This is a genomic window from Rhodococcus tibetensis (assembly GCF_024438035.1).
In the GTDB taxonomy this organism is placed as follows: Bacteria; Actinomycetota; Actinomycetes; order Mycobacteriales; family Mycobacteriaceae; genus Rhodococcus_F; species Rhodococcus_F tibetensis.
Genome location: NZ_JANFQF010000001.1, coordinates 393,656 through 414,128, shown reverse-complemented (window position 1 = coordinate 414,128; position 20,473 = coordinate 393,656). Strand labels below are relative to the sequence as shown.

Sequence of the window (20,473 nt, the reverse complement as noted above, 5' to 3'; positions counted from 1 at the left end):
ACAGCCCAGGTCTCTAATCTGATAGTCGATGACCGACACCGACGACACCGTCATGAGCCCCGGCGCCGCTGCGAGCACCCCTAGCGGCGCGAGCCTCGCTGACTGGCTGGCAGCACGCAGCGACGCCCACCTGACCGCCCTGCTGCGGGCACGCCCCGACCTGGCAGTGCCGCCGCCTGCCACCATCGTCGTTCTCGCCGGACGCGCGGAACAACGAGCGTCGGTGGCCCGCGCCGCCGACAACCTCACCTCGCTCGAGTTCGGCATCCTCGAGCTACTCGCACTCGAAAAGGCGGACGAGACGCCCGTCTCCCGGGCCACACTCCTGAATGCAGTGGGGTCACGGGTGACGAAGAAGACCGTCGACGCCACGCTCGACGTCCTGCTGTCACTGGCACTGGTGTGGGGTGACGCGGACAGTCTCCGCATCGTCCCCGCCGTCGTCGCGACCATTCCGTGGCGCGTCGGACGTATCACCGAGCCCACCGAGACTCTCGACGACGCCGCCATCACTGCCGCTCTCGCGCAGCTCGCGACAGTCGAACGCGACATCCTGGAAACACTCGCCCGCTCCACGTCCATCGGGCGGACGCGGGACGCGGCTCCCGGAACGCCGGCCGACCGGCCCGTCCCACGCCTCCTCGCCGCCGGACTCCTGCGCTGGGTCGACGACGAGACGGTGGAGTTGCCGTTCCAGGTTCGTCAGGTCTTGCGCGGTGAAGCCGCCTTCGACCCCACCTCGCTGACGCCACCCGCCGTGACCGGTCGCAAGTACAAGCCGGCTGACATCAATGCCGCCGCAGCGGGTGAGGCTCTCGAGCTGGTCCGCCACTGCGAGGACGTCGTCAAGGTTCTCGGGGAGGCGCCCGCGCCTGCCCTGCGTGCCGGCGGTCTGGGTGTCCGGGAGCTGCGGCGCATCGCGAAGGTGTCGGGAGTCGACGAGAACCGGTTGAGCCTGCTGGTCGAACTCCTCTCGGCGGCCGAGTTGATCGCGAGCGGTGCGCCGGATCCCGCTCCGCCGTCGGACAGCGGGGACAGTTACTGGGCGCCGACGACTGCCGTCGACAACTGGTTGAACGCGCCGATCGCCCGGCGATGGCACACATTGGCCGCCGGCTGGCTCGACCTACCGCGCATGCCGTGGTTCATCGGTATGCGCGACTCCAATGACAAGCCGGTCGCCGCGTTGTCGGAGGAGGTGCGCGCGCCGTCCGCACCCCGCGACCGGCAGGTCATCCTCGGGCTCCTCGCCGAACTGGGCAGCGGCCAGGCCGCGGCGCCCGCGGAATTGAGTCGACTACTCGCGTGGCGTCGCCCGCGGTGGGGTGCCCGACTGCGCGTCCACGCGGTGGAGCGGACCCTCGAGGAGGCCGCGACCCTCGGCCTCGTCGCCCGCGGCGCCCTCAGCTCTCCCGGCCGGGCGCTTCTCCACGGCGGTGACGCCGAAGCCGAGATGCACGCCTCGCTTCCCGATCCCGTCGACCACGTCCTCGTTCAGGCCGACCTCACCGTCGTCGCTCCGGGACCGCTCACCCCCGACCTCCTCGAGCAGATCACGCTGGTCGCAGATATCGAGTCGGCCGGTGCAGCGTCCATGTACCGGATCAGCGAAGACAGCGTGCGCAGGGCACTCGACGCCGGGATGACGGCCGCTGAACTGCACAGCCTCTTCACCACCCGGTCGCGCACCCCCGTCCCGCAGTCGTTGTCGTACCTGATCGACGACGTTGCCCGACGGCACGGACGGCTGCGGGCCGGAGTCGCCTCCTCGTTCGTTCGCTGTGAGGATCCCGCCCTGCTCGCCGAGGTCCTGGCGTCGCCGGTGGCTGCGTCGCTGGCGCTCCGCGCGCTGGCGCCGACGGTGGCGGTGTCGCATGCCCCGCTGCGGGAGGTACTGAACGAGTTGCGCACCGCCGGGTTCGCGCCTGCGGGTGAGGATTCGTCCGGAGCCCTGGTCGATCTCCGCCCGCGGGGGGCTCGGGTGCCTGCCCGGCGCAAGCCTCCTGGAAGTCGAGTCCCGGCCGTCGCCACCGACGCGCAGCTCGATGCGGTGGTCCGCACACTCCGTGCAGGTGATCTGGCCGCGTCGGCTCGCGGTCGTGGCGGCGTCCGCTCCGATGGTTCGCGAGCCAGCAGCGCCGCGACCGTCGCGTTACTCAACACCGCCGCCCGTGAAAAGAGCAGCGTGTCGATCGGCTATGTCGACGCGCAGGGGGTGGCGACGCATCGCATCGTGGATCCGGTGAGCGTCGGCGGCGGTCAACTCGACGCGTTCGATCCGGCCAGTGGCAGTGTCCGTCGCTTCACTTTGCACCGGATAACGTCCGTCGCCCGCGTCGACTGAGCGGCGCCCAGATAACGATTGTGCGCAAACGCCTGGACGCCGGGTTTCTGGGCAATAGCGTGTTACGGGTATGTACCTGGCCGGGGACCACTACCAGGAGGCTGGAACATGAGTGTTACCGCAACGCGGCGTCGGCGTGCGATATCGGGCGCCGTCGTACGTCTGATGGTCGCCGTGGTGATCCTGCCGTTGGCGTTCGTACTCGTCGGGGGCGGCACCGCTTCGGCGAACCCGTATGACCGATTGCGTGAACACTGGGTTGCCGCCCCGGGAGGTGTCGGGCACATCAAGGTACGCATCTGGCTGGCGAACAACGGCAGTAACAAGGCCCTCTACCTTCTCGATGGCCTCCGCGCGACCAACGATGTCAGCGGGTGGGAGCACGAAACCAACGCCGCGTGGCTGTCCGATCACGGAATCAATGTCGTCGAGCCCGTCGGAGGCATGTCCAGCTTCTACACGGATTGGTACGCCCCCAGTAACACGAACGGACAGCCCTACACCTACAAGTGGGAGTCGTTCCTCACCCAGAACCTGCCCGACTTCCTCGCGAACGTGTACGGCATCAGTCGGACGAGCAACGCCGTGGCCGGCCTGTCCATGGGCGGCAATGCAGCCCTCGTTCTAGCCGCCTATCACCGCGACCAATTCACGTTCGCCGGGTCGATGTCGGGGTATCTCAATCTCTCGGCACCGGGCATGCGCGAAGCCATCCGGGTGTCGATGCTCGACTCCGGCGGCTACAACTCCGACTCCATGTGGGGGCCGCCGTGGGATCCGGCGTGGCTCCGCAACGACCCCTTCGTCGTCGCCCCCATGCTTCGCGGACTCCCGATGTGGATCTCGGCTGGCGCCGGCCTCCCCGGCCCGCACGATCAGCCGCGATCCGCCATCGACGTCTTCAACGTCGGTACGGGCATGGGCCTCGAGGCCATCGCTCTGGCCCAGAACCGCGCCTTCCAGGTACGGCTCGACACGCTCGGCATCCCCGCGCACTACGACTTCCCCGCGTCTGGAACTCACTCCTGGGGCTACTGGCAAGATCAGCTCTGGGCAATGCTCCCGATGATGAAGGCCTCGATCGGCGCCTGAGCCGCACGCGGCCGGGCGGGGCAGCTGGACACGGATCACACTGATGAAGATCCACCGAGCAACAGCCAGCTGAAAGCGCCGGGATGATCGACTCGGCCACCTCAGGATCGACAGCAGGCGAAGATCGATTTTCACGTTCTATGCCCGTCCGTCAATGCGCATTCTGCGAATTGCTCCGGAGTCCATGTCACCAATGCATCAATGGGAAGCCCGGGCGGCGGTGCCACCGAACTCAGGTCGCGGTGTCCACGCGAAGCCGCGGAAGCATTCGGTTCAACGCACGGGCATCCCGGCGACGCAAAGACCCGCCCGCCAGCAACTCCCGCACCGTCTCGACCACACGGGCCGGAACGGCCACCTCCTGTTTGACCGCGCCACCAATCGCTTCGATCAGCGCCTTGTGGACCTGCCCGGTCTCGAGCGAGAAGCTCACATGATCGATCGTCTCCGCCGGCAGGACTGGACGCAACGCGGCAATCACCTCACGCGCAAACTTGTCAGCCCCCTCCATACATGGAGTGTGACACACAGCTCAGACAGATGCAGGTCCTGCGCTGCCCAGCCCTGCGAATTCGTCTCTGCCAGCTTCCATTTGGGGCGTGCCATTTCCCCCAGTGCAGGAGCTCTCGTTCGGCCCAGAAGTACGGACCCGGCCACCGTCGCCGAGGAAACCGTCGCTGCGATGAGGTCGAACCGTCGCGGTCGCTCCGGCGACGCCGGCCGGGTCAGGACGGTCCGGTGACTGCGCGTTCTACCTGCCGGGTCGCACGATACGCGGTGAACACACCGGCTGCCGCGATGACGCCGAGACCGAGGAAGAGCAGTTGTGCAGAGATGAGGGCCGACGGAGCGCCGAGGTTGACCAGCACACCGGCGACCGCGGACCCGACGGCCATGGCGATCAACTCGACCGTGTTGAGCCCGGCCGCGGCCTTGGACCCCTCCTGCTCGTCATCGGTGCTCCGCATGGCAGCAACCATCAGGTGAGGGAAAGCGAGCCCGATCCCGGCACCCGCGGCGGCCAGCGCGCCTGCCCACAGAATCGCCACGCCCAGTCCGGCGTCCTCACGCCAGAGGGCCGCAGTAAGGAGCAGACCTGCGGCGAGCACCAGAGGTCCAGCGATCTTCGCTGCCGTCTGCGCACGGGGGCGAACGATGTCGGAACTGAAGATCATGGTCACCGACCATCCCACCGACATCATGGCGCCGAGGAATCCCGCCGCGAACGGCACCAGTCCGGCGAGCCGTTGACCGAACAGGGGTGTGAAGGCCTCCGACACGGTGCCGGACGCCAGAACCGCGATGGTGAGGTAGATCCACTTCAGTGACGACGCCCGGGTGTACGTCGACTGCGGCAGCACGCGTCGCGGCGATCGCCGCTCCCAGGCCAGGAACAGAACGATGAACGCCACCCCGGCCGCAATCAGGACGAACATGTGGGTGCGGTTGCCGAGGATCCCCGCCACGCTGATCGCGATCGTCGCCACGGTCAGCAGTGTGAGCGACGTGGCGGGCACGGGTTCTCCGCCACGCACTCGCTCGGTGCGCGGCAATGCCCGGGGTGCGATCACAGCAATGGCGGCGGCGACCACTGCCAGCGTGACGAACGCGAGACGCCACTGGCCGAGTTGGGCGAACAGTCCGCCGATCGCCGGTCCGGCTAGAGTTCCGACGCCCCACATTGCCGAGACCAGTGCGGTCGCGCGGGCCCACAGATGTTCTGGCAGCGCCTGACGCAGTACGGCGTAACTCAGCCCCGCCAGCAGACCCCCGCCGACCCCCTGGACCGCACGCCCGACGAGAAGAACCTCCATCGACGGGCTGACGGCGCAGATGATCGTGCCGACGAAGAACGGCGCGAGAGCGAACAGATATGCACCGAGCGGCCCGCGGTGCGCCAGCAGCCTGCTCACGGTCATCGACGAGATCACGGACGCCACCATGAAGACGGTCGCGCTCCACGCATACAGCGATTCGCGACCGAGTTCACCGATGGCGGTGGGCAGCAGGCTCGTCGTCAGGAAGATGTTGACGGCGTGCAGGCCGACGCCGCCGGCGAGGACGACGGAGGTGGAGCGGTAGCGGGGTCCGAGCAGTTCGGACCAGCTGGCCGGTGACGGGGCGGTCGTAGTCATGGAAGCCAGGCTAAAATCTCGAGTGGACTCGAGGTCAAGGGGGTGATGGGATGTCTTTGGATCCGAAGGATCTGCTGTCGGTGGGGGAGGTGTCCCGTCGGACGGGTGTGGCCGTCTCGGCGCTCCATTACTACGAGCAGCTCGGACTGATCGCCTCGACGCGGACGTCCGGGAATCAACGCCGGTACGAACGCCACATGCTCCGCCGAATCTCGCTGATCGTGGTGGCCAAGCGGCTCGGGATTCCATTGGCCGATGTGGGGACGGTGTTCGAGACGCTCCCACCCGACCGGATGCCGACGATCCGCGACTGGCAGCGCGTATCGAAGCTGTGGCGGGTGCAACTCGAGGATCAACGCAAGCGAATCGAACGCCTCGAACACGAGCTCACCGGATGCATCGGGTGTGGATGCCTGTCGATGAAGGCGTGCTACCTGCTCAACCCGGAAGACGAACTCGCCGTGGAGGGTTCAGGTCCGAATCGGCTCTGAACGGGTCTCGGCCGCGGCGGATAGCTCCTGTAGCCGATCGCCGAAAGGGTGCCCAGTCGCAACGTCATCTATTTACGCTCCCCCAAGCACTTCGTGCACCGCGGTACCCCGGACACGAGCCGAAACCCGTTGCATAAGATTCGCTTTACCGGCGTTGCGTACGCAGCGTCGGGCGGCGACAGTGCCCGAGAGGTGAGGGATGGCGGTTCCGAACGACAAAGCCAGCTTGCTGACCGCGATCGATGCCAATTACATCAAGCTCGTTGCCGATCTCGCGCGGGTGCCGCCGGAACGGTCGCGGGAGCGGTCGCTGCCCGGGCACTCAACTGGGACGCTGATCAGTCCAGCCGACCTGGTCGCCTATCTCATTGGCTGGAACGAACTGGTGCTCACTTGGCACCACGACCGCGCTCTCGGAATCGAACCGGAGTTCCCAGCGACGGGGTACACCTGGAGCCAACTCGGAGAGCTCGCCCAGAGCTTCTACCGCAATTGTGCGTCGGAGTCGTGGGCCGAGCTGCTCGAGCGGCTCTCCGCGGCCGAGAGCCGGATCGTGGCATTGATCGACTCGATGAGCAATGAGGAGTTGTACGCCAAGCCCTGGTACAAGAAATATACGGCCGGCCGGATGATTCAGCTCAACACCGCATCGCCCTACAGCAACGCCCGCGGACGTATACGCAAATGGCTGCGCTCACAACATGAGCCACGTTGATGCCCGGGCCGATCGGTGGCTCGGGCAACGCCGTTACATTCGCCTCAGAGCTAGGGTGCGCCCGAGCCTTGACACCGATCGCCAATTGCGCTAATGCGAGAGTCGAGCAGATCGAATCGGAGATTGGCGTCGTCATCTCAACTCGTTGCTATCTCGACTCCGGCCCGCGGCGTAGCCGACCGGCAATACTCACACGTGACAGAAGCTAGCCGGTGAGGTTCACCTCGATGCAGTAGGTGCGCTGCGGCTCCGAGAAGGCGATGGGGAATGCGGCGTCGAATTGGTTGCAGAGGGATTCGTCCTCCTGGCCGTCGACGCGTTCGACCACTTTGACCGTGTCGGGTTCGGAGCAGGTGCCTGGGACGATTCTGCCGTCGTCCTCCAGGAGGTAGCACGAATTCTCCACCATGTTCGGGATGAGGCACAGCGTGCTTTCGACGGTGTCTTCCTCACCCACCAGCGTGTAGGAGAAGTAGTCGTCACCGCACTGGGCGTCACCGTCCTGCTTGGTGGCCACCTCGTAGGTGGCGTCGTCGTCGGAGCAGTCACGTTTTTCGTGCTCGGTGTCGGCGGCCGTGGTCGACGCGGATTCGAAGAAGACGCAGTCTCCGACGTCGAGGCTGTTCTGGTCGGCGCTGCGTACGACAAAGACGCCGACCGCGGCGACAGCAGCAAGGAGCACTACTGCGACGACGGCGAGGGTGATGAGCAGGCCCTTGCGCGACTTCTTCTGTGGCGGGTATTGGCCGCCGGGCGGGTATTGCCCGTACTGTCCGGGCGGCGGACCGTACTGGCCCTGCTGTCCGGGCGGCGGACCGTACTGACCTTGCTGGAAAGGCTGCTGCGGGTACTGACCCTGCTGATACGGCTGACCTTGCTGGTACGGCTGCTGCGGGTTGTTCGGCGGTTGGCCGGGGGTGTTCGGATCGGGACGTGAGGGGTCGGGGGGCTGGGTCATCTCAGGCCTCGTCTCTGGGGAATCCACCGGCTGACCTTTCAATTTAGGCTGCAACCGCCCGGAATGTGCTGGTATCGAGCCAGGTGAGAGGTGGCGACGTGGCGCGCCGACGCCCATACCAGGACAATGGACAGGCTGGCCAGATCCGGCGCCGCATGACAAGGAGGCTTTCGTGACCGACGGACCGTTGATCGTCCAATCCGACAAGACGTTGCTGTTGGAGGTCGATCACGAACGCGCGAACGACGCCCGACAGGCGATCGCCCCGTTTGCCGAACTCGAACGGGCGCCGGAACACGTCCATACCTACCGCATCACTCCCCTGGCCCTGTGGAATGCACGAGCGGCCGGGCACGACGCCGAACAGGTGGTCGACGCCCTCGTCAACTTCTCCCGTTATGCCGTGCCGCAACCCCTGCTGGTCGACATCGTCGACACCATGGCTCGGTACGGCCGCCTGCAGCTGGTGAAGAATCCTGCGCACGGGCTGACACTCGTCAGCCTCGACCGCGCTGTGCTCACCGAGGTGACCCGGCACAAGAAGATCGCTCCGATGCTCGGCGCCCGCGTCGACGACGACACCGTCATAGTCCACCCCAGTGAGCGCGGAAGACTCAAGCAGCTCCTCCTCAAGGTGGGCTGGCCGGCCGAAGACCTCGCCGGATATGTCGACGGCGAAGCCCACCAGATCGATCTCGACTACGACGGCACCTCCCCCGGATCGGCAGACGGCCATTGGCACCTGCGCGACTATCAGGAGATGGCAGCCGACTCGTTCTGGGCGGGCGGTTCCGGTGTCGTCGTCCTTCCCTGTGGGGCAGGCAAAACCATGGTCGGTGCCGCGGCCATGGCCAAGGCGAAGGCCACCACGTTGATCCTGGTCACGAACACCGTCGCGGGACGTCAGTGGAAGCGGGAGCTCATCGCGCGCACCTCCCTCACCGAGGAGGAGATCGGAGAGTATTCGGGTGAGCGCAAGGAGATTCGGCCGGTCACGATCGCCACGTATCAGGTAATCACGCGACGCACGAAGGGTGAATACAAGCACCTCGAACTCTTCGACTCCCGCGACTGGGGCCTCGTCATCTACGACGAGGTCCACCTTCTGCCGGCCCCGGTCTTCCGCATGACCGCAGACCTGCAGTCTCGTCGCCGCCTCGGTCTCACCGCCACGTTGGTGCGTGAGGACGGTCGCGAGGGTGACGTCTTCTCGCTGATCGGGCCCAAGCGGTACGACGCACCGTGGAAGGACATCGAGGCACAGGGATGGATCGCTCCCGCCGACTGCGTCGAGGTGCGGGTGACGCTGACGGACGCCGAACGCATGGCCTACGCAGTCGCCGAACCCGACGAGCGGTACAAGTTGTGTTCGACCGCACACACGAAGATCGCGGTGGTGAAATCGATACTCGAGCGGCATACCGACGCGCCGACCCTCATCATCGGTGCCTACCTCGATCAACTGGACGAGCTGGGTGAGGCGTTGAACGCGCCGGTCATCAAGGGCTCCACCAAGAACAAGGAGCGCGAGGAACTCTTCGACAGCTTCCGCGCCGGTGAAATCCAGACGCTGGTGGTGAGTAAGGTCGCCAACTTCTCCATCGACCTCCCGGAAGCGTCCGTCGCGGTGCAGGTTTCGGGCACGTTCGGTTCGCGACAGGAAGAAGCTCAGCGGCTCGGACGGCTCCTGCGTCCCAAGCAGGACGGCGGCCAAGCACACTTCTATTCCGTCGTCGCCCGCGACACCCTCGACGCCGAGTACGCCGCGCACCGGCAGCGCTTCTTGGCAGAGCAGGGTTACGCGTACCGGATCACCGATGCCGACGATCTCCTCGGGCCGGCTATCGGGTGACTCCGCCGCCGCGGCACCCGGGACTCTAAGCTGGTGCCGTGCGACATTTCGAGTTCACCGTCGATCGGGCCTACGCGAAGTCTGTGAATCAGACCTTCGCCGATATGCGACGCCTCCAGGTGTCCGCGGTCATCGTTGCCCTGCTGTTCGCGGCCGCGGCTGTGGGACTGATCCTGTTCGGGCATGCGTGGTCGATCATCCTCGGTGTCGTGGTGGCGCTCGTCGCGCTCACGTCGGTGTGGGTGGCGTTCTGGGTGCCGAAGAAGGTGGGCAGGATCGAAGACCTGTATGCGAAGAGCCCGCTGGTCCCGGCGGTGATCTCGGAGGTGCACCCGCGCGCGCTCACGCTGCTGTCGCTGATCGACGTGGCGAAGCCTGCCGCAGGTCGGCCGTCTTACGTCTTGGTCACCCGCAATGTCCCGATCCGCGCACATCAGAAGCAGAGCGTCGGTGACAAGGTGCCGTCGGTCGCGCTTCTGAACGACCGCAACACGCACAGTGCCGCCGACACCTGGGAGATGGTCAGTCCGATGCCCATCGCCTGGGGCACCCGCGACGCCTCGGTGCGCGCCCGCGCGGCCGAAGCCATCGATCAGGCGGAGTGGGAGTTCTTGCAGAGCAAAATTCCCGAGTCCGAGCACGTTCGGACGAGTCCCGATCAGCGAGTGGTCGTGTCCGAGCACGAGCTTCCGGAGAGCCTGCGCTGATCTAGTCGGGCCAGCCGTCTACCTGCGTCCGTGGATCCTCCGCCAGTAGCGCCGCCATCCACGAGTCCCGTCGAACGCCACGTTGGAGCAGTCCGCGGCGCTGCACTCCCTCGAACCGAAATCCCAGTTTCCGGGCCACCGCCGCGGAGCCGCGGTTGCCGACGAAGGCACGCCACTCGATGCGTTCGAGACCCATACCATCCGGCCGAAACGCGAAGCCACACACCACTTCGATCGCGGCTGTCATGAGACCGCGTGAGCGCGCATCGGCCGCGAGCCAGTAACCGATTTCGGACGCTGAGCTGTCGCGCGCGAGCAATCCGATCATCCCCACCGCGGGTCCGTCGGCGCGTTCGCGAATTGCCCAGACGGGGCTGCGATCCGCCCATCCGGAGGGGACGGTACGCCGCACGAACTGCTCCGCGTCCGATCGCGTATAGGGCGACGGCATGGTGGTCCACTCGGCGATCACGGAGTCGCTGCACGCGGCACAGATTGCGTCGATGTCGCCGATGACCGGCGGACTCAGCCACACGGAGTCGGTGTTCAGAGTGACGACGAACATGCCGCCACTGTAGGCCTGTGAGCGACCGATCAGCGCAGCGCCGGGAGCACTTCCTTCTCGAACAGTTCGATGCCGGAGGTGTCGTATGCGGCTTCGGGGAAGTAGAAGATGCCGTAGGTCATGCCCTGCGCCTTCAGGGCGGACAGCTTCTCGATGATCTGATCCGGGGTGCCCACACCTGGCATCCCACGGAAAGCGCCCAAAGTTCCCTCCGCCGCCTCGGCGCCCACATACGGGGTGACCCGCTCCACCAACGTGGCCAGTCGCTGCTCGACCTCGGCTTCGGTGGTTCCGATCGCGACGTTGTAGTTGGCCGACCGGACGATGGCATCGAAGTCGGTTCCGACGTCCTCGCAGTGCCTGCGGAGAATCTCGGACTTGTGGGCGAACCCTTCGAGGGTGCCGTCGAAGTTGGTGTACTGCGCGTACTTCGCGGCGATCTTCAGGGTGACCTTTTCACCACCACCGGCAATCCACAGGGGAATGCCGCCCTCTTGCAGGGGAAGTGGTTGCACGATCGCCCCGTCGACCTGGTAGTGCTTGCCCGCGAGGGTGGCAGTGCCGTTTACCCAGGCCTGGCGCATGATTTGAACGCCTTCGTCGAGGCGGCCGAGACGATCACCGGGAGAGGGAAATCCGTATCCGTAAGCGCGCCACTCGTGCTCGTACCAGCCACCTCCGATGCCCATATCCACTCGTCCACCCGAGATGAGGTCGGTGGTGGCGGCCACCTTGGCCAGATACGCGGGGTTGCGATAGCTGACCGCCGTGCACATCTGGCCGAGGCGCACCCGCGAGGTGACGGCAGCGAGAGCGGACATCAGGGTCCACGCCTCGTGGGTTGCCTCCTCGGTGGGCGCCGGGACGGTGTGGAAATGGTCGTACACCCACAGCGAATCCCAGGAGCCGCGGTCGGCGCGCAGCGAGAAGTCGCGCATCACCGCCCACTGCTCGGAGGGGTCGATTCCGACGAGGTCCAGACGCCAGCCCTGAGGAACGAACAATCCGAAGCGCATGAGAAGAATGTACCCACAGTCCGGGTAGTCCTGCAGGGAGCGGCGCCACCCGCGGCTGAATCGCCTGAGCAGGCGCTACCGTGGCAGCATGGCCCGCTTTCCTTCGACTGAACGATGGTATCGATGGAGCGCGGAGCACAGCCGCGGAATCGACGTGTGCGTAGCCGGTGTCGTCACCGTCCTCAGCCTCCTCACGGCGGCGGAGGCGAGCGTGGCCGCAGTGATCGTCTCGCTGGGCATGACGGTGCCGCTGGCCTGGCGTCGTTCGCACACCGTGGTGTCGGGGTTCGTGATCGCCGCGTTCTCGGTGCTGCATCTCGTCGTCATCGCGAACACCCTCCTGCTGTCCGTGGTGGCGGTCCCCATCGCGCTCTACGCCTTTGCTGCCTACGGTCCACGCTGGAGCAGTTTCACCGCGCTCGGTATCGCCATGGTCGGCGCGGTGGGCGCGACGACGAAATACTTCACCCAGAACAAGTCGTTCGAGATACTGGTGTACAACTCTCTCGCATTCGTCGCCTTCGTGCTTGCGGTGTGGGCCTTCGGTGACCTGCGACGAATTCGGATGAAGGAGTTCGACGGGCTCGCGGAGCGCGCTCGATTACTCGAACTCGAACGGGAGCAGGAAGCCGAGATTGCCACCATCAGCGAGCGCACGCGTATTGCCCGGGAGATGCACGATATCGTCGCCCACTCGCTGACCGTCGTCATCGCGCAGGCCGACGGCGGACGGTACGGGGCCGCCCAGGATCCCGCAGCTGCTGTCGCTGCGCTGGAGACGATCGCAGCCACCGGCCGGCAAGCACTGACGGACATGCGGGCACTGCTGTCGGTGTTGCGAGAAGACCGGCCCCGGGACTTCGCCGTGATTCCCGGTGCGCCGGACATCACTTCGCTCGTCGCAGACCTCCGCAAGAAGGGGGTGGACGTGCACCTGCGGGTCGAAGGGAGTCCCCGGGAGCTGCCGCCGGGGACGGGCCTGACCGCGTACCGGATCGTTCAGGAGTCGCTGACCAACGTGCTCAAACACGCCGGGCCGGGGGCACACGCCGGTGTCGAGATGAGCTGGACCGACCGCGATCTGACCCTGACTGTCGTCGACGACGGCCGTGGCGTTGCCGCGGCGCTCATCGAGCCCTCCGCGGGTGGGCAGGGTTTGATCGGAATGGAAGAGCGGGCACGACTCCACGGCGGCCGGGTGACGGCAGGTCCCAAACCCGGTGGCGGATATCGGGTCCGCGCCGTCCTCCCGTACGAGAAGCCCTAGGGTGAGGGCATGGACGAACACGGCGACCGCATCGATGTTGCGCTGATCGACGATCAGCAACTGGTCCGTGCGGGGTTCCGGATGGTCATCGATTCGCAGCCGGACCTGTCGGTGGTGGTGGAGGCGTCGGACGGACGGCAGGCACTCACCGAACTCGCGGCGAGGCGCGTCGATGTCGTCCTGATGGATGTGCAAATGCCCCGCATGGACGGCATCGAAACCACCCGGTTGCTGCTGGCCGCCGAGAATGCGCCGAAGGTGGTGGTACTCACCACGTTCGACAACGACGAATATGTCATCTCCGCAATCCGGGCCGGGGCGAGCGGTTTCCTCCTCAAGGACGTTCCGCCGGAGCAATTACTCGACGGCATTCGGACGGTACACCGGGGTGACGCCGTAATCGAGGCACGGGCCACTCGCCGGCTCCTCCAGCACGTAGGGCCACTGCTGGAGGACTCGATGGACCGCGCACAGCTGCCAGAGGAACTCACACCCCGTGAGGTGGAAGTCCTCGAGGCCATGGCATACGGGTTGTCCAACACGGAGATCGCGGCCAGGCTCCACATCTCGGAGACCACCGTGAAGACGCATGTGGGACGTGTCCTGTCGAAGACGCAGTCACGAGACCGTGTGCAAGCGGTGGTGTTCGCCTTCCAGGTCGGTTTGGTGCGCCGCTCGGACCTGCTCGGTACCGAGGACTGACGCCCAAACCGCATTCGTCCTACCCGAGGATGACGACGGCGAGCGGAAAGATGGCTCCGCGCTCCGACGCGCGCACCGCTTCACCTGCAATAACGTCGATTCCGTGATCACGGGTGACAACACGGAGGTCGGGACGATGCAGTCAGCGGTACATGCGAGCGGAGTGACCAAGGTATACGGCACGGGTGAGACAGCGGTGCGGGCACTGGGCGGTGTGGACGTCGACTTCGAGCGGGGCGCCTTCACGGCCATCATGGGTCCGTCGGGTTCCGGCAAGTCGACGCTCATGCACTGCCTGGCCGGACTGGACACGGTGTCGGCCGGTCGAGTCTTCCTCGGCGATACCGAGGTGACCGGGCTGGGAGATCGGGAGTTGACCGAATTGCGGCGCGAGCGGATCGGATTCGTGTTTCAGGCGTTCAACCTCCTGCCGGTCCTGAGCGCACGAGCAAACATGGTCTTGCCGATGCGCCTGGCGGGTAGCAACCCGTCGCCGCAGTGGATGGACGAAGTGATCACCAAGCTCGGCCTCACGCACCGGCTCGATCATCTCCCGCACGAGCTGTCGGGCGGGCAGCAGCAGCGGGTGGCTGTGGCGCGCGCTCTGCTTCCGCAGCCCGATGTCATCTTCGCCGACGAGCCGACCGGCAACCTCGACTCACATTCTGGCACAGAGGTTCTCGAACTCTTGCGTACCAGTGTGCGGGAGACGTCGCAAACAGTGGTGATGGTGACCCACGATCCGGTGGCCGCATCGTATGCGGACCGGGTCGTCCTCATCGCGGACGGCCTGCTCGCCGGTGAAATTCTTCAGCCGACAGTAGATGCCGTGATCGCGTCGATGCGCGCGCTCGGCGCGGACGACCTCGCGGGGGTGCAGCGATGAGGGAGCTGGCGTTGGCGCAGGCCCGGGCCCATGCGGGCAGGTACGTGGCATCGATTCTCGCAGTGGTCATCGCCGTCGGGTACATCGTGGCGACGCTGACCTTGAACTCCACCGTCGATGCCGGAATCAACAACTCGCTCGCGGCGCAATATCAGGGCACCGACGCGGTCGCCTCCGGTCCGGGCGCCACGGCGGCCGACCTCGCCCGGGTCCCCGGCGTCGCCGCGACGACCGACGACGTGAGCGCCTATATCCGAGTCGATTCCGCGATCGACGGAAAATCGTACGGTGACGCCATCTCAATCGCGGACGACAGTACGTTGCGGTGGCAGCAGGTCTCCGACGGAGAGCTGCCCACGGGGCTGGGAGAGGCGCTGGTGAGCAAGGACGCCGACATTCCCGTCGGCTCCGAGATCATCGTCACCGCGCCTGGGGCGAGCGACGGTGCGTCCACCAGTGTTCGCGTCGTCGGGCTGGTCGACCTCTCCGGTACCGCGCAGCGGATGCGCGGCACCACGGTCTTCGCGACGCCTGCCCAGCTTTTCCAGTGGGCCGGCGACGCCGCCGAGCACGAGGTACGCATCGCCGGTGACGGGTCACTGTCACAGCAGGAACTTGCCACCCGCGTCCGCGCGTCCTTGCCTGCCGACTCGACTGTGGTCACCGGCGCCGCGGCGACGAAAAATGCTGCAGGACAGTATCTCGGCCAGGCCGAGCTGCTGAGTACGATTCTTCTGTCCTTCGGTGCCATCGCAGTCGTCGTCGCGGCGCTGGTGATCGCCAACACCTTCGCGGTGTTGCTCGCGGCGCGGACTCAGGAACTCGCTCTCCTCCGATGTGTCGGTGCAACCGCGTCACAGGTGCGCCGCAGCATCCGGACGGAGGCGGCCGCAGTGGGGATCATCGCGTCGGTTCTCGGCGCCGGGGTCGGGATCGCGTTGGCCTGGGTTGTCGGGCGAGTGGCCACGGCGGCGGATGCACCGATCCCGTTGTCCACGTTGGATGTCGATTCCGTGTCGATCGGGGCCGGTGTGGCGGTGGGGATCGTGATGACGATGGTGGCGGCCTCCGCGCCCGGACGGGCAGCGACCAGACTGTCGCCGCTGGCAGCGCTGCAGCCGATGGAAACCAAGCCGGAGAGCGCGCGAATGTCGTTCGGCCGCAAAGTTCTCGGACTGGGGGCGCTGGCCGCCGGAGTCGCGGCGACCGTGATGGGGGTGTTCGGACAGCAGGTACTGGTGGCAACAGTCGGTGGGTTGCTCTCGTTCCTCGGCATCGCACTACTCAGCATCACCGTGGTGCCTGCGCTGATCAGCCGAGCGGGCATCGTTCTGGCGCGGTTGGCGGGGCCGGTCGGCGAACTTGCCGCGGGCAACGCCGGCCGGAATCCGCGCCGGACATCCGCGACGGCCACTGCCTTGTTGATCGGGGTGGCGTTGACCAGCACACTGGTGGTCGGGATCGCGACCGTGAAATCGACGGCCCCCGCAGCGATGGACGAACAGTTCCCGGTGGACGTGATGGTCAGCAGCACGGGGAACGAAGGGCTTCCACCGGAATTGGGTCCGCGGATCGAGGGGACCGCAGGTGTGGCGGGTGTTTCAGGACTCGAACGGGCCGGCCTCGTCCTCGATGGACGCGGAGAACTGGACGCCTTCGGAGTGTCGGGCAGTGCGGCACAGTCCGTGCTGCGGACGCCGATCACCCTTCCCGCGCCGGGTCAGCTGGTGCTCTCCCCCGCCGGACTGCGGGATTACGATCTCAGCCCCGGTGACACGGTGACGGTCCGAGGTGATCGCGACGCCGTCACACTTACGGTGGCCGAGGGCCTGGACGGTCAGCCCGCCCTCCTCGACCACACCGACATGTCGTCGGCGGCGTCCCCTGTGATCGACGCGTTCTGGATTCGCCTGTCCGACGGCAACTCCGACGAGCAGTCGCTGACCGCTACGGACCAGGTGACAGAAGTTGCCCGTGAGCTGGCACCCGGAAGCGACGTCCAGGGGATGATCGCGATGCGCTCGGCTATCGATTCGGTGCTCGACACCATGCTCATGGTGGTTGCCGGACTGCTGTCGGTTGCGGTGCTGATCGCCCTGATCGGCGTCGGCAACACGATGGCACTGTCCGTCCTCGAACGGAGCCGCGAATCCGGACTGCTCCGGGCACTCGGACTGACGAGAAAGGGGGTACGCGCAATGTTGATCTGGGAAGCCGTGCTGGTGACGGGTGTGGCGTCCGTGATGGGCGTTGTGTTCGGTCTGATCTTCGGGGCTGCGGGAACCGCCTCGGTGTTCGGATACGACGATGTGGCACTCAGCGCAATCCCTTGGTTGCAGCTGTTCGCCATCGCGGCGATCGGCGGGGTCTGCGGGGTGATTGCCGCCCTGCTCCCCGCCCGGCGTGCGGGGGCCGCCTCCCCGGTAGCAGCCCTGTCGAGTTAGCCACCCGGAGTCGCCTCGTCGAGCCCGCCCGGGTCCTAGGCCTCCTGCTTTTCGAGGGGGACGGAACCTGGATCGGTGCTCGGTCGAGGCGGCCACGGCGAGTACACGGGAATGACACGGAACAGCAGACCCGCGCCGAGCAGCGCGGCCGGGACGAAGACCGTGGTGACGAAGGGTGTGAGGCCGGTCGGACCGCTCATGCGCTCGCTTCGTCGACCGCGCCCGCGAACCGGTTACCGACGTCCGTGAGACCGTAGTGACCGCGCAGGGTGGTCGCGGTGTACTCCGTCCGGAACAGTCCGCGCTGCTGCAGGATCGGAACCACCCGATCGACGAAGTCGTCGAGTCCTCCCGGCAGGTACGGCGGCATGATTTTGAAGCCATCGGCCGCGCCCTGCTCGAACCAGATCTGCAGCTCGTCCGCCACCTGCTCGGGGGTTCCGGCGAAGGTGCGGTGTCCACGCCCGCCGCCGAGAAGTCCGATCAGCTGCCGCACGGTGAGCGAGCCGTCTTCGGCGAGATCCTTCACCAGCTGGTACCGGCTCTTGTTCCCTTGAATCTCGTCCAGCGGCGGCAAGGGTGGCAGCGGGGCGTCGAGGGAATGCCCGGTGAGATCGATGCCGAGCATCGTGGACAGCTGACGCAGCGAGTACGCGGGTGAGATCAGATCGGTGAACGACTGCTCCAGCGCCTCCGCCTCCTCCTGGGTGTCGGCGATGAACGGGACGATGCCCGGCAGCACTTTCAGATCACCGGCATTCCGGCCGTGCTTCACCACCCCCGCCTTCAGGTCCCGGTAGAACTCCTGCCCCTGCGCGAGGGTGCGTTGCGCGGTGAAGACGGCCTCCGCGTGCCGGGCCGCGAACTCCCTGCCGCTCTCCGAAGAGCCGGCCTGCACCAACAGCGGACGCCCCTGCGTTGATCGCGGGGAATTCAGCGGCCCCCTGACCTGGAACCGCGGCCCGTCGTGGTCGATCGTGTGAACCTTCCCAGGGTCGGCGAACAAACCGGTGTCCGGGTCGAGCACCACCGCGTCGTCTTCCCAGCTGTCCCACAGCGCGAGTGTTACGTCGACGAATTCCGCTGCCCGCTCGTATCTTCCGTTGTGGGCGGGAATACCGTCGACACCGAAGTTCGCCGCCTCGTCCGCGCCTGCCGACGTCACGATGTTCCACCCCGCCCGGCCACCGCTGATGTGGTCGAGCGAGGTGAACTTCCGCGCCAGGCTGTATGGATCGCCGTAACTCGTGGACGCCGTGGCGATCAGACCCACGTGTTCGGTGGCGACAGCGATTGCCGACAGCAGCGTGACGGGCTCGAAGATTGCCTGCGTGTTGTGCTCGAGCCGCGGACCGACCGCGAGTGTGTCGGCGAAGAACACGGAGTCGAGTTTGCCGCGTTCCGCGATCCGCCCGAGTTCCTGGAAGTGCTTCACGTCCAGAACGCGGTGAGCCTCGGTGCGCGGATGCCGCCACGCCGCCTCGTGATGTCCCACACCCATGAGAAACGCGTTGAGGTGGAACTGGGAATTCTGTGACATGTGGAGTTTCTTTTCGGTAAGTGGCTAGACCCGCCAGCGGGACAGCCTGCGTTCGATCAGTACGAGAACGGCGTTGAGCGTCAGCCCGAGAACGGAGATCGCGACGATACCCGCGTACATGTTGGGGATCTGAAAGTTGAACTGCGAGGCGGTGATCAGATAGCCGAGCCCGGCCTTGGCACCGACCATCTCGGCGGCGATCAACACGAGAATGGACGACGCCGCCGCCATGCGGATACCGGTGAAAATGGTGGGAACAGCGGCGGGCAGAACCACCTTCTGGAACAGGCGCACCGGCGAGAGTCCCAACGACGAGGCGGACTTGATCAACAGCGGATCGACGGTGCGCACACCGGAAATCGTGTTGAGGAGGATCGGGAAGGTGCACGCGTAGATCACCAGCGCGATCTTCGACTCCTCACCGATGCCGAGGATCAGGATGAAGACGGGCAGCAGGGCCAGTGCCGCCGTGTTGCGGAATAGTTCGAGGATCGGGTTCAGGAAGTCCGACACCGGTCGATACCAGGCGATGGCGATACCCAGCGGGATCGCGATCGCGACTGCCACGAAGAAGCCGGTCAGGGCGCGGGAAAGGCTCGCGGATACGTGCTGCCACAGCTCACCGCTGACAGCCAGGTCGAAGAATGCGTCGATCACCGTACTGAAGGGCGGTAAGAACACCTCGTCCACCAGCCCGACTCGGGGTGCGAACTCCCACAATGCGAGAAAGGCGACGATCGCGATGGAGGGCTTGAGGATTCGCCAGGCGACGGGTCCCAGCACCGCACCCGCGCGCTTCGCTGCGCCGGGCGTCGCCGGTACGGCTTCCGGTGTGGGAGACGTTGCGCGGGTCGACGGCGGAGCGGTGACGACGGGCGCCCGGTCGAGGTCCGCTGGTGTGGCGAGTGCGCTAGACATGAGCCTCCTCCTTCTCGATTACCTGTGCGCGCTCCACTTCACCGTGCAACAGCGTCCAGATCTTGTGCCGGTACTGCCGGAACTGTTCGTTGGAACGGACGTCCTCGCCACTACGGTCGATGTCGATGTCGACGAACGTCTTCACCCGTCCAGGCCGCGAAGTCAGGACCGCAACCCGCTGCCCGAGGTAGATGGCCTCGTCGATGCCGTGGGTGATGAACAGAATGGTCTTTCCGGTTGCTTTCCAGATGCGCAACAGTTCGTCCTGGAGCGATTCGCGGGTCTGCGCGTCGAGGGCGGCGAACGGCTCGTCCATCAGCAGCACTTCGGGATCGAAGGCGAGGCTACGGGCAATAGCAACACGCTGCTTCATCCCGCCGGACAACTCGTGCGGGTACCGGTCACCGAATCCGTGCAGGCCAACCAACTCGAGGTAGTGCTCTGCGAGACTCCGGCGCTCCTTCTTGGGCAGCCCCTTGGCCTCCAACCCGAACTCGATGTTGTGCCGCGCCGTGCGCCACGGGAGCAGCGCGTACTGCTGGAAGACGATGCCGCGGTCGAGACCCGGTCCCGTCACCGGCTTTCCGTCGAGGAGGATCCGGCCCGAGGTGGGCGTGCTCAATCCTCCGAGAAGGTCCAGCAACGTCGACTTGCCGCAACCGCTGGGTCCGACGAGGACGAGGAACTCACCGTCTGCGAGATCGATGTCGATGTCTTCGATTGCGGTGAACTTGTCCTTCGTCCCGCGCACGTCGAACTGTTTGGTGACGTGTTCGAGGCGGAGTTTGGGTGTCGTGATCAGCTCGAGGTCCGAGGCTGTGGCGCTCATGTCTGTCCTTCC

19 protein-coding genes are annotated in these 20,473 nt (G+C 66.1%); 10 read left to right on the top strand and 9 right to left on the bottom strand.

The window, feature by feature from the left end; all coding sequences use genetic code 11:
• Positions 1-28 precede the first annotated feature (28 nt).
• Together NOF53_RS02040 and NOF53_RS02035 are read left to right on the top strand one after the other, a co-directional pair.
• Complete coding sequence (locus tag NOF53_RS02040; RefSeq protein ID WP_255965295.1) at positions 29-2,344, top strand: helicase-associated domain-containing protein; 2,316 nt, start codon at positions 29-31, stop codon at positions 2,342-2,344.
• Positions 2,345-2,452: 108 nt separating this feature from the next.
• Positions 2,453-3,436: an alpha/beta hydrolase gene (locus NOF53_RS02035; RefSeq protein ID WP_255965294.1), complete on the top strand. Its 984-nt coding sequence runs from the start codon at positions 2,453-2,455 to the stop codon at positions 3,434-3,436.
• Positions 3,437-3,668: 232 nt separating this feature from the next.
• On the opposite strand, the gene NOF53_RS02030 is transcribed toward NOF53_RS02035, so the two are convergent.
• Together NOF53_RS02030 and NOF53_RS02025 are read right to left on the bottom strand one after the other, a co-directional pair.
• Positions 3,669-3,947, bottom strand: a complete 279-nt coding sequence (locus tag NOF53_RS02030) for a hypothetical protein (protein ID WP_255965293.1) — start codon at positions 3,945-3,947, stop codon at positions 3,669-3,671.
• Positions 3,948-4,161: 214 nt separating this feature from the next.
• Positions 4,162-5,571: an MFS transporter gene (locus tag NOF53_RS02025; RefSeq protein ID WP_255965292.1), complete on the bottom strand. Its 1,410-nt coding sequence runs from the start codon at positions 5,569-5,571 to the stop codon at positions 4,162-4,164.
• Between the two features lie 50 nt (positions 5,572-5,621).
• On the opposite strand from NOF53_RS02025, the gene soxR reads away from it, so the two are divergent.
• Both soxR and NOF53_RS02015 read left to right on the top strand, forming a co-directional pair.
• Positions 5,622-6,062 (top strand): redox-sensitive transcriptional activator SoxR, encoded by a 441-nt coding sequence (soxR, locus tag NOF53_RS02020; RefSeq protein WP_255965291.1) that lies wholly within the window; start codon positions 5,622-5,624, stop codon positions 6,060-6,062.
• A gap of 199 nt (positions 6,063-6,261) precedes the next feature.
• Positions 6,262-6,777: a ClbS/DfsB family four-helix bundle protein gene (locus tag NOF53_RS02015; RefSeq protein WP_255965290.1), complete on the top strand. Its 516-nt coding sequence runs from the start codon at positions 6,262-6,264 to the stop codon at positions 6,775-6,777.
• A 205-nt stretch (positions 6,778-6,982) separates the two neighbouring features.
• On the opposite strand, the gene NOF53_RS02010 is transcribed toward NOF53_RS02015, so the two are convergent.
• Complete coding sequence (locus NOF53_RS02010; RefSeq protein ID WP_255965289.1) at positions 6,983-7,735, bottom strand: LppU/SCO3897 family protein; 753 nt, start codon at positions 7,733-7,735, stop codon at positions 6,983-6,985.
• A gap of 172 nt (positions 7,736-7,907) precedes the next feature.
• On the opposite strand from NOF53_RS02010, the gene NOF53_RS02005 reads away from it, so the two are divergent.
• The gene (locus tag NOF53_RS02005; protein WP_255965288.1) at positions 7,908-9,587 is read left to right on the top strand and encodes a DNA repair helicase XPB; all 1,680 of its coding nucleotides are present in this window, start codon (positions 7,908-7,910) and stop codon (positions 9,585-9,587) included.
• Between the two features lie 38 nt (positions 9,588-9,625).
• Positions 9,626-10,294 (top strand): DUF3239 domain-containing protein, encoded by a 669-nt coding sequence (locus tag NOF53_RS02000; protein ID WP_255965287.1) that lies wholly within the window; start codon positions 9,626-9,628, stop codon positions 10,292-10,294.
• A 1-nt stretch (position 10,295) separates the two neighbouring features.
• Here NOF53_RS02000 and NOF53_RS01995 read toward each other — a convergent pair whose 3' ends face one another.
• Together NOF53_RS01995 and NOF53_RS01990 are read right to left on the bottom strand one after the other, a co-directional pair.
• Complete coding sequence (locus NOF53_RS01995) at positions 10,296-10,859, bottom strand: GNAT family N-acetyltransferase (protein ID WP_255965286.1); 564 nt, start codon at positions 10,857-10,859, stop codon at positions 10,296-10,298.
• Positions 10,860-10,888: 29 nt separating this feature from the next.
• Positions 10,889-11,875, bottom strand: a complete 987-nt coding sequence (locus NOF53_RS01990) for an LLM class F420-dependent oxidoreductase (protein ID WP_255965285.1) — start codon at positions 11,873-11,875, stop codon at positions 10,889-10,891.
• A gap of 88 nt (positions 11,876-11,963) precedes the next feature.
• Here NOF53_RS01990 and NOF53_RS01985 point away from each other — a divergent pair, with 88 nt between their 5' ends.
• The 4 genes from NOF53_RS01985 (at position 11,964) to NOF53_RS01970 (ending at position 17,174) form a co-directional block, all read left to right on the top strand.
• Positions 11,964-13,142, top strand: coding sequence for a sensor histidine kinase (locus tag NOF53_RS01985; RefSeq protein WP_255965284.1), 1,179 nt, complete (start codon positions 11,964-11,966; stop codon positions 13,140-13,142).
• Between the two features lie 9 nt (positions 13,143-13,151).
• A complete protein-coding gene (locus tag NOF53_RS01980; RefSeq protein WP_255965283.1) occupies positions 13,152-13,844 on the top strand; it encodes a response regulator in 693 nt (230 codons plus the stop codon).
• Between the two features lie 136 nt (positions 13,845-13,980).
• Positions 13,981-14,730 carry an ABC transporter ATP-binding protein gene (locus tag NOF53_RS01975; RefSeq protein ID WP_255965427.1) on the top strand — a complete coding sequence of 250 codons (750 nt, stop codon included), beginning with the start codon at positions 13,981-13,983 and terminating at the stop codon, positions 14,728-14,730.
• The gene (locus tag NOF53_RS01970; RefSeq protein ID WP_255965282.1) at positions 14,727-17,174 is read left to right on the top strand and encodes an ABC transporter permease; all 2,448 of its coding nucleotides are present in this window, start codon (positions 14,727-14,729) and stop codon (positions 17,172-17,174) included. Before NOF53_RS01975 ends, NOF53_RS01970 begins: the two co-directional genes overlap by 4 nt.
• A 35-nt stretch (positions 17,175-17,209) precedes the next feature.
• Here NOF53_RS01970 and NOF53_RS01965 read toward each other — a convergent pair whose 3' ends face one another.
• From NOF53_RS01965 to NOF53_RS01950, 4 genes are read right to left on the bottom strand one after another with little or no spacing between them, the layout of a single operon-like run.
• Positions 17,210-17,374, bottom strand: coding sequence for a hypothetical protein (locus tag NOF53_RS01965; RefSeq protein WP_255965281.1), 165 nt, complete (start codon positions 17,372-17,374; stop codon positions 17,210-17,212).
• The gene (locus NOF53_RS01960) at positions 17,371-18,714 is read right to left on the bottom strand and encodes an LLM class flavin-dependent oxidoreductase (protein WP_255965280.1); all 1,344 of its coding nucleotides are present in this window, start codon (positions 18,712-18,714) and stop codon (positions 17,371-17,373) included. Before NOF53_RS01960 ends, NOF53_RS01965 begins: the two co-directional genes overlap by 4 nt.
• Positions 18,715-18,738: 24 nt before the next feature.
• Positions 18,739-19,632 carry an ABC transporter permease gene (locus NOF53_RS01955; protein WP_255965279.1) on the bottom strand — a complete coding sequence of 298 codons (894 nt, stop codon included), beginning with the start codon at positions 19,630-19,632 and terminating at the stop codon, positions 18,739-18,741.
• Positions 19,625-20,461 (bottom strand): ABC transporter ATP-binding protein, encoded by an 837-nt coding sequence (locus NOF53_RS01950; RefSeq protein ID WP_255965278.1) that lies wholly within the window; start codon positions 20,459-20,461, stop codon positions 19,625-19,627. The genes NOF53_RS01955 and NOF53_RS01950 overlap by 8 nt, the downstream gene beginning before the upstream one ends.
• Positions 20,462-20,473: the final 12 nt, after the last annotated feature.